This is a genomic window from Thioalkalivibrio sp. ALgr3 (assembly GCF_000377325.1).
Taxonomy (GTDB): domain Bacteria; phylum Pseudomonadota; class Gammaproteobacteria; order Ectothiorhodospirales; family Ectothiorhodospiraceae; genus Thioalkalivibrio.
Genome location: NZ_KB897976.1, coordinates 214,512 through 227,681, shown reverse-complemented (window position 1 = coordinate 227,681; position 13,170 = coordinate 214,512). Strand labels below are relative to the sequence as shown.

General features: G+C 64.2%; 13 protein-coding genes. 3 read left to right on the top strand and 10 right to left on the bottom strand.

Annotated elements, in window-relative coordinates:
- Nucleotides 1-8: 8 nt before the first annotated feature.
- On the bottom strand, nucleotides 9-329 hold the full coding sequence (locus tag C998_RS0101095; protein ID WP_018868995.1) for a hypothetical protein: 321 nt from the start codon (nucleotides 327-329) through the stop codon (nucleotides 9-11).
- A 475-nt stretch (nucleotides 330-804) separates the two neighbouring features.
- Between C998_RS0101095 and C998_RS0101085 the strand changes: the two genes are divergently transcribed.
- Complete coding sequence (locus C998_RS0101085) at nucleotides 805-1,251, top strand: type II toxin-antitoxin system HicB family antitoxin (protein WP_018868994.1); 447 nt, start codon at nucleotides 805-807, stop codon at nucleotides 1,249-1,251.
- Nucleotides 1,252-1,286: 35 nt separating this feature from the next.
- Here the strand turns inward: C998_RS0101085 and C998_RS0101080 are convergent, their stop codons facing one another.
- From C998_RS0101080 to C998_RS14395, 3 genes are all read right to left on the bottom strand, one after another.
- Entirely contained in the window at nucleotides 1,287-3,092 is a 1,806-nt protein-coding gene (locus C998_RS0101080; RefSeq protein WP_018868993.1) for a DEAD/DEAH box helicase, read from the bottom strand.
- A 149-nt stretch (nucleotides 3,093-3,241) separates the two neighbouring features.
- Nucleotides 3,242-3,838, bottom strand: coding sequence for a restriction endonuclease (locus tag C998_RS14400; RefSeq protein WP_156001227.1), 597 nt, complete (start codon nucleotides 3,836-3,838; stop codon nucleotides 3,242-3,244).
- Nucleotides 3,839-3,917: 79 nt separating this feature from the next.
- Nucleotides 3,918-4,397: a hypothetical protein gene (locus tag C998_RS14395; RefSeq protein ID WP_196799367.1), complete on the bottom strand. Its 480-nt coding sequence runs from the start codon at nucleotides 4,395-4,397 to the stop codon at nucleotides 3,918-3,920.
- Between the two features lie 571 nt (nucleotides 4,398-4,968).
- On the opposite strand from C998_RS14395, the gene C998_RS0101075 reads away from it, so the two are divergent.
- Entirely contained in the window at nucleotides 4,969-5,385 is a 417-nt protein-coding gene (locus C998_RS0101075; RefSeq protein ID WP_081617402.1) for a (deoxy)nucleoside triphosphate pyrophosphohydrolase, read from the top strand.
- On the top strand, nucleotides 5,382-8,582 hold the full coding sequence (locus C998_RS0101070) for a DEAD/DEAH box helicase (protein ID WP_018868991.1): 3,201 nt from the start codon (nucleotides 5,382-5,384) through the stop codon (nucleotides 8,580-8,582). Before C998_RS0101075 ends, C998_RS0101070 begins: the two co-directional genes overlap by 4 nt.
- A gap of 77 nt (nucleotides 8,583-8,659) precedes the next feature.
- Here the strand turns inward: C998_RS0101070 and C998_RS0101065 are convergent, their stop codons facing one another.
- The 6 genes from C998_RS0101065 to C998_RS0101040 form a co-directional block, all read right to left on the bottom strand.
- On the bottom strand, nucleotides 8,660-9,004 hold the full coding sequence (locus C998_RS0101065) for a nucleotidyltransferase family protein (protein ID WP_018868990.1): 345 nt from the start codon (nucleotides 9,002-9,004) through the stop codon (nucleotides 8,660-8,662).
- A 161-nt stretch (nucleotides 9,005-9,165) separates the two neighbouring features.
- Nucleotides 9,166-10,179, bottom strand: coding sequence for a type IV toxin-antitoxin system AbiEi family antitoxin (locus tag C998_RS0101060; protein ID WP_018868989.1), 1,014 nt, complete (start codon nucleotides 10,177-10,179; stop codon nucleotides 9,166-9,168).
- Between the two features lie 80 nt (nucleotides 10,180-10,259).
- Nucleotides 10,260-11,126, bottom strand: a complete 867-nt coding sequence (purU, locus tag C998_RS0101055) for a formyltetrahydrofolate deformylase (RefSeq protein WP_018868988.1) — start codon at nucleotides 11,124-11,126, stop codon at nucleotides 10,260-10,262.
- 179 nt (nucleotides 11,127-11,305) lie between these two features.
- Nucleotides 11,306-11,671, bottom strand: coding sequence for a nucleotidyltransferase family protein (locus C998_RS0101050; protein ID WP_018868987.1), 366 nt, complete (start codon nucleotides 11,669-11,671; stop codon nucleotides 11,306-11,308).
- Between the two features lie 78 nt (nucleotides 11,672-11,749).
- The gene (ispH, locus tag C998_RS0101045; RefSeq protein ID WP_018868986.1) at nucleotides 11,750-12,697 is read right to left on the bottom strand and encodes a 4-hydroxy-3-methylbut-2-enyl diphosphate reductase; all 948 of its coding nucleotides are present in this window, start codon (nucleotides 12,695-12,697) and stop codon (nucleotides 11,750-11,752) included.
- A gap of 19 nt (nucleotides 12,698-12,716) precedes the next feature.
- The gene (locus C998_RS0101040; protein ID WP_018868985.1) at nucleotides 12,717-13,154 is read right to left on the bottom strand and encodes a peptidylprolyl isomerase; all 438 of its coding nucleotides are present in this window, start codon (nucleotides 13,152-13,154) and stop codon (nucleotides 12,717-12,719) included.
- Nucleotides 13,155-13,170: the final 16 nt, after the last annotated feature.

The following is a 13,170-nucleotide window of genomic DNA, read 5'->3' as shown; positions in this document are numbered from 1 at the left end:
AGGCCCGGTCAGTCGTGCACGATGATGCGGGAGCCGGCGGCGTCGATGTCCACGCGGGAACTGGAGTAGTCGCAGGCCTTCGCGATGTCCTCCAGCGCCGGCATGTCATTGAGCTCCGCCAGACGATGCAGCAGGCTGCCGCCCTCGCAGTCACGCGGCATCCCGCCGTCGTCCAGCGTGCAGCCGAACTCGTCCCCGTTCACCGACCAGTCCATGTCGGCGGGCATCTTCAGCACCACCGGTTCTTCGTGCATCACCTGGAACTTCGCCCGCATGGCGTTCCTGCCGTTTTCCCAGTCCAGGGCCGGCATGTTGTCTACGCTGCGCATGGTATGCCTCCTTCGCGATTCCGCGAGGTTGCAACGGGTTTGCCGGAGCCGTTCCCTGCCCCTCTCCTTTGACGCTAGACGCCGTCCACGAGGCGGTCAAAGGTGACCCCGGCGGCGATGGGGAAGGATTCGTGTGGTCCATTACCGTTTGGTGGACTCCTTCAACAGGTGGCACACCGCAGGGCAAGCGGCAATTGCCCCCGAAGTTCTCGCTCCCGATCAAGCTATTTGGCGGTCCAGGACGTCGGTTCAAGGGCCCGCCCACGCGCATGGAGAGCCGTAGGTCCCTGACTACGGTGAAAAACTGGAGCCCGGACCGAGCATCAGCTACACAACAGCTTGACGACTCGTACACAAATGTACGAGTCTATGGGCAAGGGATTAGTGGGCCGCAACATGAATGGAAACGAATACCTGAAGCGGCTGCAGAAGCTGGGAAAGAAAACCGGCCCGAACGACATTTGAGGACAGAGCCTTGCGCTACGCATACCCCGTACAACTCGAACGCGACGAAGGCGGCCACTACCTGGCGACGTGCCGGGACGTGCCCGAGGCCCTGACGGACGGGGAATCTCAAGAGGAGGCGCTGCGCGAAATGGGCGAGGCCCTGGGCGCGGCGCTCGCTGGCTACGTCATGGAGGGGCGCCCCATCCCCTCCCCCACCGACGCGGAACCGGGCGAGGCCATCGCGCCGGTGTCGCCCCTGATCGCCGCCAAACTCGCGCTCCGGGTCGCCATGCGGGCGGAAGGGGTCAGCAACTCGGAACTGGCACGCCGAATGGGCAGCCATGAGGGTGCGATCCGGCGGCTAATCGACGTGGATCACCGCTCCAGGATCGAGGCGGTCCACGCCGCGATCGCCAGTCTGGGTCATGGTCTCGTCGTGGAGGATGCTCGCCCCTTTAAACCCGTCGCAGCATAGAGGGTAACCGCCAGCGCCCGCCCGGGCCCGCGGGTTCAGGCCTGCGCGGCCTCGCCGATGCGACGGAGGAAGGGAGACTGTGACGGGCCGGTGACGATCAGTTCGTCCATGGCCCGGGTCATGGCCACGTAGAGCAGGCGGGCCTCTTCGGCCTCGCGCTCCTCGGCGGTGTCCATCTCGCCCAGGCCGGTCAGGGCCACCACGGGAAACTCCAGGCCCTTGCTGGAGTGCATGGTCACCATCTTGACCGTGTCGGCCGGGGTGGCCGATTTCTGGCGATTGCGGTCCCCGAGGTTTTCCAGCGGGATGCCCTCACGCTCGAACACCGCGCGGATCCTGCCGGCGGCGGGCACGCGGCGGTGCAGCACGGCCATCTCGCTCCAGGGGCGGCCCTGTTCGTGCAGCCGCTTGAAGTGCCCGGCGATGTATTCGATCTCCTGCGGCTGGGCGGGCAGGGGGATGATCGCGGGCTCCGGGCCTTCGCGGCCCGCGCTTTCCGGCGGCACCAGCGGGATGCCGTCTTCCTCGGCCTCCTGCGGGTCCAGCAGTTCGCGGGCGAAACGGGTGGCCAGGTCCAGCACCTGGCGGGTGTTGCGGTAATTCACCCGCAGGATGGTGGTGCGCCCGCGGGCCTCCACGCCCACGCTGGAAAAGCTGAACCGACTCTGGCTGCGGCCGTAGATCGACTGGGCGTCGTCGTACAGCACCAGCACCGAGTTGGTGTCCGGGTCGACCATCTGCGTGGCCAGCCGGAACCAGTGCGGCTCGAAGTCGTGGCCCTCGTCGATCATCACCGCGCCGTACTGCCCGCCGGGGATCTGCCCCTGGTCGACGCCGTCGATCACCTGCTGCACCAGCTGGTCGAAGAAGGCTCGCTTGTCCGTGTTATTCGGCGGTGGCGGCACGTTGTACGTACGCAGCTGCGCGTGGCACCAGCGGTGAAAGTTGTACACCACCACCTGATCGCCCGCGCCCTTCTCCGCCAGGATGGCCTGCAGGCGATCGGCCAGGGTGCGGTTGTAGCACAGCACCAGGATCGGCTTGCGCAGCGCCCGCGCCAGATGCAGGCAGCGGTAGACCAGGATCAGCGTCTTGCCCGCCCCGGCTGCGCCATGGATCACCCGGTGCCCGGTTCCCAGACTGCGCGCCAGCTGCTCCTGCTGCAGGTCCATCACCCGCATGAGGTCCGGGAGCACTTCGGCCGGGGATTCGGTCTCGTCCGCGTCGGACGCATCGTCGAACAGGCTGCCCTGGCGGATGCGAATCTCGGGGAACAGATGGCCGCGGATGCGGTCGATCTGCGGCAGCGACAACCGGTGCGGGAACTGCACAGTGAACATGTCCCACAGCCGCTTCTGGAAATTCTCCGGATCCTGGGACTCCGTCATCTCGTCGCGACAGATGACCCGATTGGCCGGAAGCACCTCGCCCAGCTCCTGCTGCTCGAACTGCGCGCGGGTGATATTGGCCAGCACCACCCCGTGCCCGAACGGCAGCATCAACCGACCCTGCAGGGAAGACCCCGGCGGATGCACCAGCTGCGGATCGCGCTCCAGTGGCTTGATGACCTGATAGGCATACTGGCGCGCCTGCTCCAGCGGGTTGGGCACCACCTTCAGGCCCCGGTCCGTCAGGATGGTCGCCTCCTGGCGATCGATCTGCCGGATGGTCTCCAGCCGCCAGTCCTTCACCTCCAGGATCAGCAGCCCACGCTGCGGGTGCAGCACGATGAAATCCGGATGCTCCGACCGCCCGCCCACCGGTACGTCGTACCAGCACAGGTAGTCATCCTCCAGGAAGTGCTCAAGCCGCCGCGCAAAGCGCTTCTCGCCCGACGTCATCCGCGGCAGGCAGCTGTTCAGCGAAGGTATTAACGTGGTCATTCTCCAGAACCTACTTGTACGGATAACGTTTGGATTAACCGGCCCCGCCACCGAACTCGCCCGGCTTTGCCGGCCCGGTGCTTTCCGGGGTCCGGTTGAACCCTTTGTTATGAGTCTGGTTGCAGGGCGTACCGAAGCAATGCATGCCACCCACCATAAATCCTCCCATCCGATGTTGCATAAAAGTCGCGCTCTTTAGCCTGATGATTCTCCTTAGTTAACGCCGCTCTGAAATCCCGTGAACTTAGAGTTTTCCGATCATGTGAATGAACTCCCATAAAGTCCATGAACCACGAGACCTGGTCTGAGGGCATGATGCGGACTAGCCCAATACCTTGATTTCTAGCAAAGGTCAATGCGCCGCTTTGAAACGCACGTTTTGTTACAACAACTCCCTTCACATTTTTGCCTGCAATTTGATCTAGCTTAGCTTTAAACTCTTCGATGTCATCTACTGGGATTGGGGATTCATAATCTTTGCATTCGCAAACCCAAAGTAAAGAGAAGTTTTCAGCCCCAGGCCGCCAAACCTCAATCGATATGTCTACAACAATTTCCTTCTCTCTGTCCTTTGAGTAGTAACCCTTCTTTTGGAACATTCTTGCCGATGCTGGCGCTAGACCAAGGCGGCCCTCTTCCAGTTCTCGCTTAAGAGCTTGAAAGACCTCGTCTTCAAACGCATCGCCTTTTGCAACAGTATTCACGGGTACGATTGACTCCTAACGCTTTGCTCACCGGTAAATTGCGAGCATACCGAGTAATTTATCCGTGTGCAGCAACTTGTTACACATACGCTGAATCTGTACGCGCATTAATAATCTCAATATCAGGATTGATTTTTTCCACAAGTTCAGTGATAAAACCTTTATCCTGGGTACTCATGCGGCTGCCGCAAATGATCCTACATACCGTTACGTCGACGAACTGCTTTCCGCGAGTAAATACTCGTTCCTCCGCCTCGTACTGCCAGACATCAAGTTTATGACTCAGAACATCAATTGCAGCGCCGTTGTGGAAATTATTCAGTCCAACCCTATGGAGCCCATCATATTCGATTGGTCGCACCTCATACTTGCTGGGGTCAATCTTTACACCAACAACGACTCCTCGATGTCCCTCTGAATAGTGAGACCACATCAATTCATTATTCGGGTCTCGCGATAGGGCACAGATACGCAATTTCTCCTTTTCACCTTTTAGTAGCCTGCGCATATCCTCATCAAGCGAGCCTCCACCTTGGCTATAGAGGTACTTCCCTTCCATTGGATCGTTCAGATCGAAGTACGGGGCAGCGTATAGCCGACTCTTTAAGATAATGTCCGTAAAGAACCGAAAATCTCTTATTCCTCGGTACTTATAAAGCAATCTCAATGTCTCCTAGTATGTGTAACAGTAGACTAGACAGAATCTGTCATATTGGTGATATACAGATTCTGCATATCATCCAGGCGTTCTCCTCTCGGTGGCACACCGCCACAGATAAACCATGCTTTTATCATGGTAGTGGCCGTCGCGTCGAGTGGCATGGCGCCTCACGCGCCGGGACGAGCACTTTTCGGCTCTTATTCAAGGTCTTACAGCGGCTCACCAGCCCAAGAGAGCGGAGACGGAGGGGCCGACCTTAAAGGCTTGGGGTTGGACTGATTCGGGGCGAGACGTGGAAGGCGGCTGCTCGGGCGTGACAGAGCGCGGTGCTATACAGAATCGGGATATCACCGTTACCCGGTGTGGCGTGACGGGAGCAGCGACCACATGGGGCCCGGGAATCGAGCTTCCGGCGGGAGCCGTGGCGGCGTTCCCTGGTACGATCCGGCCAGAGGTTAACGGAGAGCCGGTGTTGGAAACGCTCATAGAAGCGAATCAGGCGGTGGTGGTCTGCGGCATTCTGGAGGACGCGCAGGGGCGGATCTTTCTGGCGCGTCGTGGGGCCGATCAGGCGCTGGCGGGGTATTGGGAATTTCCCGGTGGCAAGGCGGAACCGGGTGAGAGCCTGGAGGCCGCGTTGTGCCGCGAATTTCGCGAGGAGCTGGCGCTGGAGCTGCGGGTGGGGGAAGAGATCGGTCGTACGCCGATTCCGGGTAACGGTAGCCTTGAGTTGGTGGCGCTGCGGGCGTGGACGGATGACGAGAGCCCGGTGCTGACGGTGCACGATCGCTGGTGCTGGGTGTCGCCGGCGGAGGCGCGCGGGCTCGAGCTGGCGCCCGCGGACATCCCGTTGCTCGAAACCTTTATTGCGGGACGTTCCGTATGAGCCGGGATAGCGCAGCCAAATCCCTGCCTGGGGGCGAATGGATCGGCCTGCATGAACGGCTGGATACGCCGCGGGTGCGGCAGGCGCTGGAAGCCCTAGCGCTGGAGGACTACGCCCGCTGGAGCCAGGGGCTGGAGGGCGACGACCTGGCGATGACTCTGGCCGCCGAGCTGGCCCAGCGGCTGGCGGAGCGCGCCGGCGAGCTGCGCGAGAAAGGGCATGAAGACTGGACGCAGGCCGTGCAGATCCTGGCGGATGCGTTGGCGGCAGCCGGGCATCCGCTGTCGGGCTTTGAGGAGGACCTGCCCCAACCGCCGTTTCGGCAGTTGTTGGAGGTGCGCTCTCCGACCGCCGACCAGGTGGGGCAGCAGGAGACACCGCGGCCGGATATACCGTTGGCGCTGTCCAGCCTGCTCACGGGATCCGATCGCACACCGAGTCTGGTCACGCAGATCGAGAAGGAACTGGCGAGTGCGGAGCGAGCGGATTGGTTGGTGTCCTTCATCAAGTGGAGCGGGATTCGCGCCCTGCGCGAGACACTCAAGCGCTTTACCGAGACCCCGACGGCCGATGGCTCGCCCAGGCTACGGATCGCGACGACCTCGTACCTCGGGGCCACGGATCTGAAGGCGATCGAGTTTCTGCTGGGCCTGCCGAACACCGAGATCCGGGTCTCGTACGACACCCACCGCACGCGCCTGCACGCCAAGGCCTACCTGTTCCATCGGAATACGGGGTTTGGCAGTGCCTACATCGGCTCGGCGAATGTCTCGCGCGTGGCGATGGATGAGGGGCTGGAGTGGACGGCCAAGGTCAGCGAATACGAGTTGCCGCACATGTGGCGCCAGATCGAGGCCTCGTTCGAGGCGCACTGGGCAGACCCGGCGGAGTTTGAACCGCTCACCACGGATGACCTCCCTCGCCTGCAACAGGCGCTGGAATCGGAATCCAACGCAGGGCCAGCCGCGCAGAAAGACGCCACCACGTTCTTCGATCTGCGTCCGTATGCCTTTCAGCAGGAGATCCTGGAGGATATCCAGCGCGAACGCCGTTCAGGGATCGACCGCCATCTGGTGATCGCTGCTACCGGGACCGGCAAGACCATGATCGCGGCGTTCGACTATCGCCAGTTTGCGCGCGAGCAGGCGGACAAGGGGCGGCCGTCGCTGCTGTTCATCGCCCACCGCGAGGAGATCCTGCGGCAGGCGATGGCCAGCTTCCGTCAGGTGTTGCAGGACAACGAGTTTGGCGACGTGCTGGTGGGCGGGGCGCGCCCGAGTCAGGACCGCCATCTGTTCTGCACAGTGCAAAGCTGGAACGCGCGGGACCTCGATCGCCTCGACCCGGCGCATTTCGATTACGTGGTACTGGATGAGGCGCACCACAGTAGCGCCGGGAGCTACCAACGCATCTTCGACCATGTTCGACCCAAGTGCCTGCTGGGCCTGACGGCGACCCCGGAGCGCACGGATGCCGACGACATCCGCCAGCACTTCGGCCAGCGTTACACGCACGAGATCCGCCTGCCGGACGCGATCGAGCGGCGCCTGCTGGTGCCGTTCCATTACTTCGGCGTGGCCGACCACGAATCCGTGGACCTGAGGCGAGTGAGCTGGCAGCGCGGGGGCTATGACGCCCAAGAACTCGAAGGCGTGTTCACCGGTAACCAGGCGCGGGCCGACTGGGTGTTGCGGCAGGCCCATGAACATGCGACCGACCTGAGCTCGGTTCGGGGCCTGGGGTTTTGCATCAGCCGCGCCCATGCGCGGTTCATGGCGGAGCATTTCTCGGCCAAGCAGGTGCCCAGCGCGGTGCTGACCGGCGAGAGCTCGGACCACGAGCGCGAATCGGTGCAGCGCGACCTGCGCGAGGGGCGCATCCGCTTCATCTTTACCGTGGATCTCTACAACGAAGGCGTGGATCTGCCCGAGGTGGACACCCTGTTGCTGCTGCGTCCGACCGAGAGCCTGACGGTCTACCTGCAGCAGCTCGGTCGCGGGCTGCGGCTGCACGAAGGCAAGCCGCACCTCACGGTGCTGGATTTCGTGGCCCCGCAGCACCGGCGCTTTCGCTACGCCGCTCGGTTCCGGGCGCTCAGCGCGCGGCCGGAGAAGCGGGTGGATCACCAGATCCAGGAGGGCTTCCCCTGGCTGCCCAGCGGCTGCCTGATCCACCTCGACCGGTTGGCCACCCAGCGGGTCCTCGACAACATCCGCGCGCAGATCAACCGCCAACGCCCGCAGATCGTGCGCGAGCTGAAGGGGTGTTTCCAGGAGGACATCGACTCCGCCAGCCTGCCCAAGATGCTGGACTGCCTGCATATGGACGATGCCGAAGACCTGCTGCGCAAGGATCTGCCCTCACGGCTGCGCGCGGACTGCGGAGGGGAGTCGACCGAGGCACTGAAGCCGTATGCCAACGGCCTCAAGCGTGGGCTGCAACGCCTGGTCCGCTGTGATGACCAGCAGTTGCTGGAAACCCTACAAAGCCATCTGGCCGAATCCACGGCGAACCTGGATCAGCTCAGCGAGCAAGAACGGCTGCGGCTGGCCCTGATCCACAGCACGCTTTGGGGCAAGAAGCGCCCGGGCAGCGGGGATCTCGCCTCCGTGGACGGGTTCGTTCGCGAACAGCGGCCCCTTTACCGGGACCTCCAGGAGGTCGCCGCCTGGCGGCGCGAGCGCATGGTGCCGGCCAGCGGCATCACCTTCCCGAAGCAGACGGGGCCGCTGGAGCTGCATGCGTCCTACACCCGCGAGCAGATCCTGCTGGCGCTGGGCCTCGGCAGCCTGGATAAGCCGATTACTCAGCAGGAGGGCGTGCGGCATGTGCCGGAACGGCGAGTGGATGCGCTGTTCGTGACCCTGGAGAAATCCGAGCAGGAGTTCTCCCCCACCACCATGTACGAGGACTACGCCCTCAACGAACGGCGGTTCCACTGGCAGTCGCAGTCCGGCACCTCACCCACCTCGGAGACCGGGCAGCGCTACATCCACCACGAACAGCTCGGCTACACCCCCATGCTGTTCATACGCCCGGCCAAGCGCGACGCCACCGGCCTGAGCCAACCGTTCACCTTCTGCGGCCCGGTGCGCTACCAGCGCCATGAAGGCAGCAAGCCGATGAGCATCGTCTGGGAGCTGGATTACGAACTGCCCGCCCGCCTCCTGCACCTCGCCCGCCGCACGGTCCTGTAAGCGCTCAGCGGCGGTTCAGGTGCAGAGCGCTTCCTTCAGCTGATGGAAAGCCGGGCATTACTGTTCGGCCGCTTTGCTCAGAGGGCCTCTCCGTGGTCTTCGACGTCGCGGCGCAGTTCGTCGCTGGCCTCGGTCAGGTCGACCAGATCGAAGGTGTAGAGCGTCCGCAGGTCCTCGATGCGGCCGCGCAGCCGGCCCCAGTCGCTGACGGAAACGTGCCGGGCCGGCACGATTGCCAGGTCGATGTCGGAGTTCCAGCGCGCCGTGCCGAGCGGCCAGGAGCCGAACCAGATTACCCGGGCATCATCGCCGAATTCCTCGCGCACGATGGCGGCGGCGTCATGCGCCAGCCCGGTCACCCGCTCGCGCGGCGACTGCGCCTCTTCGGCCTTCGGGATATTGGCGTAACCCGCGGTTTCCATGCTCTGGCCGTCCCCTGAGTACAGGAGAACTATAGCATCCGGGGTTGCTGACAAGCCCGACCGGCAGCTTGCAAGCCGCGGAAGTCCCGAGGGGGGCAGCAGAATACGATCTGCCCCGATCACTACAGACGGGATGCCCGGTACTTCGGCAAGTTAGTGGGTCAATCCGGTTCGAGACGTCCAGCCAGACCGTGCTCATACAGCATCCTTGCAGTTTCAATGTTGCGTTCGTCGCCGCTCGCCATGAGTTCGGCATGGACGAGCAGTCGCGGCGCGAGGTCCGGGCCTTCGGTGTGGCATTCCGGCGGCCAGAAGGTCTGATGGAGTTCGATGTCTCCATCCGGATCCTTGCGCAGGCCGAAGGCGGCCATCAGCCGGTTGGGGGTCCTGCGAGTGTGGATGGAAACCCGCTCCGGGATCAGGTATCCGGTCAGCCTTGCGGCCGCGACCTCCCCTCCCCAGACGGCGCCGTACGGTTCCAGGTCGGCGTCCTCCCACCACCTGGGCCCGGGGGCGCGGTAACGCCCGAGTAACGTCCTGGGCCGCAGTTGTTCCGGGTATGCGAGGGTCCATCGTTGAATCAGGGCATGATGGTTGTGCAGACGGCGGGTTCGCGATCCTGTTTCGAGGAGAAAGCCCTGGTCGCGCAGTGCCTGAAGACTTCGGCTGGCACTGCCGAGCGAGACGCCGGCGGCATCGGCAATCTCGCGGTAGGTCGCGTGGAGAAGACGGGGAGCGCACAGCAGGGCGAAGACGACGCGCAGGCCGGCGCTCTGGAAGGCGGCGCGGCCTGCCGGGTCGCGGTCCACTGACTCCGCGGCCACCGGTTTGTTGCCCCGGACGTAGACGTACACCGGCGGGGCATTGATGTAGGCGTTTCCGGCCAGGTCCAGATAGCCGATATCCATGCTTTTCAGGCGTTCGGCCAGGCGCGGATTCACGTACTCGCTGACGATCAGTACGGGGTATTCGGGCTCGAGGCGGGCGGCGATCCAGCTCACGCTGGCCGGGGTGAGACGGGGCACGGTGTGGACCTCGAAGCGCCGCTGGGTGCGTTCCGGGGCAACCCGCAGGTAAAGGGATGATGCACCTTCGATCTGCGGTCGCAGCCCGGTCACGCCTTCCAGGCGTTCGCATGCCTGTTCCAGAAGCCGTTGTTCCTGTGAACCATCCATGACCGGGCACCTGTTCAAAGATTAAGCTTGTTCAACATTATTGAACAAAACAAAAAAATGAACAACGCGAGGATGGCCGCTCAGTCGAAGACGACGGTCTTGTTGCCGTGGGTGAGCACGCGGCCTTCGAGGTGGTAGCGCAGGCCGCGGGCGAGGACCCAGCGTTCCACGTCGCGGCCCTTGCGGATCATGTCCTGCACGCTGTCGTCGTGGCGTACGCGGGTCACGTCCTGTTCGATGATGGGGCCGGCGTCCAGTTCTTCGGTCACGTAGTGGCTGGTGGCGCCGATGAGCTTGACCCCGCGGGTGTGCGCCTGGTGGTAGGGGCGCGCGCCGGAGAACGAGGGCAGGAAGCTGTGGTGGATGTTGATGATGCGCTGCGGGTAGCGCTCGCACATCCACGGCGGGAGGATCTGCATGTAGCGGGCGAGGACCACGGTGTCGGGCTGCAGGTCGTCGAGGCGTTCCTGCAGTTGGGCGAAGGCGGTCGCGCGGTCGTCGCGCGGGACGGGGATGTGCTCGAACGGGATGCCGTAGCAGCGCGCCAGGGGTTCGTGGTCGGTGTGGTTGGAGAGGATGGCGGGGATGTCCATGGGCAGCTCGCCGGCGTGCCAGCGGGCGAGCAGGTCGCTGAGGCAGTGGCCTTCGCGGCTGACCATGAGCACCACGCGCTGGCGGCTGCACGAGTCGGCCAGGACCCAGTCCATGCGCATGTCTTCGCCCAGATGCAGCAGGCGGTCGCGCAGTTCGCCTTCGCGCGCGGGGTCGAGGGCGAAGACCCAGCGCATGAAGAACCAGCCGGCCTCGGCGTCGGTGTGCTGGGCGGCTTCGGTGATCCAGCCGTCGGTGCCGGCAATGGCCTCGGCCACCCGGGCCACGATGCCGTGCTGGTCGGGGCAGACGATGCTGAGGCGGAAGTCGTGGCGCGCGGGCGTGGTTTCGGTCATGGTCGGGATGTTCCGGGGAGATTGAAGCGGTCAGGGTACACCGGGGCGCCCGGGAGACCGATACCCGGCAGGAATGACTACGGGCTCGACCGGACGCGCTCCCCGGCCCAGCTGGCAAAGGCGGAATACACCTCCAGGGCGTCGGGCACGGCATCGGTATCAGGAGGCATCCGTGCCCTCTACCGTAGTTGCTGGAAGAGTACGGAGTCGGCGTGCAGGAAGAAGGCCCGGTCCTGCTCGGCGTGGAAGCGCCCGGCCTGTGCTTCGTACAGGCAGACGCCATCCCGGAAGACCTCGAACCGGGTCAGCGGGGAAGTGCCCTCGCTCAGAACCAGCAGATCAACCGGGCAGGGTTCCAGGATCTCTTCCAGTTGCCGTTGCCAGCGGCCCTGGGTCATCAGGCCCGGCATCTCCGCCGGCTGAACGGCAAGGTCGATGTCGCGGCCGGTGCCGTCCCGCGCCGTGGAGCCGAACAGGACCAGCAGCTCCCAGCCATGCTCTCTGGCGAGGCGCTCGAGCTGCGAAGTTTGTTCGGGAGAAAGCATGGGGCACCGCGGCAGCGAATCCGAAAGGGTCCAGATTAGGACAACTCCAGTTCGCGGCCAAGGCCGCTCCTACCGGGGTCAGGCGGTGTCGCGCAGGCCGGGGGGGATGGAGAAGGTGATGGTCTCTTCCTGGCCGGCGACTTCGCTGACCTCGTTCACGCCGCGCTCGCGCAGGTAGTCGATGACTTCCTGCACCAGCAGTTCGGGGGCGGAGGCGCCGGCGGTCACGGCGATGCGGTCGCGGCCTTCGAGCCAGGCGGGGTCGATGTCGGCGGCGCCGTCCACCAGATACGACGGCACGCCGGCGCGCGCGCCGATCTCGGCGAGGCGGTTGGAGTTGGAGCTGTTCTTCGAGCCCACCACCAGCAGCAGGTCGCAGTCGTCGGTGAGGGTCTTCACCGCGTCCTGGCGGTTCTGCGTGGCGTAGCAGATGTCCATCTTGCGCGGCCCCTCGATGTTGGGGAAGCGCGCGGTGAGGGCATCGATGATGTCGGCGGTGTCGTCCATCGACAGCGTGGTCTGGGAGACGAACGCCAGCCGGTCGGGCTCGCTCACCTCCAGGCGTTCCACGTCTTCCACGGTTTCCACCAGCATCATGCGCCCGCCGTTCGAGGTGTCGAACTGGCCCAGGGTGCCCTCCACCTCGGGGTGGCCGGCATGCCCGATGAGGACGACTTCGCGCCCCTCGCGGGCGTGCTTCGACACCTCGAGGTGGACCTTGGTCACCAGCGGGCAGGTGGCGTCGAACACGGTCAGGCCGCGTTGCTCGGCCTCTTCCTGCACGCGGCGCGGCACGCCGTGCGCGGAGAAGATGACCACATTGCCGTCCGGGACCTCGTCCAGTTCCTCCACGAACACCACGCCGGCGTCTTCCAGGCGCCCGACCACGTGCCGGTTGTGCACCACTTCGTGGCGTACGTACAGCGGGGCGCCGTGGATCTCCAGGGCGCGTTCCACGATCTCGATGGCACGTTCGACGCCGGCGCAGAAGCCGCGGGGGTTGGCGAGCCGGACCTGCATGTTCATGGCCTGTTCTCCTCGCGGATCACTCGTCCGCCGGGTGCACTTCCAGGATCTCCACCTCGAAGGTGAAGTTCTTGCCTGCCAGCGGGTGGTTGAAGTCCACGGTCACGGTCTCCTCGCTCAATTCGCTGATGCGGCCGGGCACGGCCTCGGCCGATGGGCTGGTGAACTCGTAGATCTGTCCCTCTGCCAGCTCCGCCTCGGGCGGGAACTGGTTGCGGGGCACCGACTGGAAAGCTTCTTTCTCGGGCCAAGGGAACATGGTCCCGGCCTCGATCGCAAATTCCCGCTGATCGCCCGGCTGCAGGCCGATCAGCAGGTCTTCCAGCCCGGGCAGGATCTCGCCGGCGCCGACCTCCAGCTCGGTCGGTTCCTCGCCGGTGGAATCCACCACCAGGCCGTTTTCCAGCACCAGCCGGTAATGCATGCGTACGCGCTTTTCTTTTACTACGGTCGTCATCTTTGCTCCAGTTCGC

What these genes read in the sequence shown, in the direction of transcription:
- C998_RS0101095 (WP_018868995.1), bottom strand. Translation starts at nt 329, where the DNA reads ATGCGCAGCGTAGACAACATGCCGGCCCTGGACTGGGAAAACGGCAGG.
- C998_RS0101080 (WP_018868993.1), bottom strand. Translation starts at nt 3,092, where the DNA reads ATGACGTCGGGCGAGAAGCGCTTTGCGCGGCGGCTTGAGCACTTCCTG.
- C998_RS14395 (WP_196799367.1), bottom strand. Translation starts at nt 4,397, where the DNA reads ATGGAAGGGAAGTACCTCTATAGCCAAGGTGGAGGCTCGCTTGATGAG.
- C998_RS0101070 (WP_018868991.1), top strand. Translation starts at nt 5,382, where the DNA reads ATGAGCCGGGATAGCGCAGCCAAATCCCTGCCTGGGGGCGAATGGATC.
- C998_RS0101065 (WP_018868990.1), bottom strand. Translation starts at nt 9,004, where the DNA reads ATGGAAACCGCGGGTTACGCCAATATCCCGAAGGCCGAAGAGGCGCAG.
- C998_RS0101060 (WP_018868989.1), bottom strand. Translation starts at nt 10,179, where the DNA reads ATGGATGGTTCACAGGAACAACGGCTTCTGGAACAGGCATGCGAACGC.
- purU (WP_018868988.1), bottom strand. Translation starts at nt 11,126, where the DNA reads ATGACCGAAACCACGCCCGCGCGCCACGACTTCCGCCTCAGCATCGTC.
- C998_RS0101050 (WP_018868987.1), bottom strand. Translation starts at nt 11,671, where the DNA reads ATGCTTTCTCCCGAACAAACTTCGCAGCTCGAGCGCCTCGCCAGAGAG.
- ispH (WP_018868986.1), bottom strand. Translation starts at nt 12,697, where the DNA reads ATGAACATGCAGGTCCGGCTCGCCAACCCCCGCGGCTTCTGCGCCGGC.
- C998_RS0101040 (WP_018868985.1), bottom strand. Translation starts at nt 13,154, where the DNA reads ATGACGACCGTAGTAAAAGAAAAGCGCGTACGCATGCATTACCGGCTG.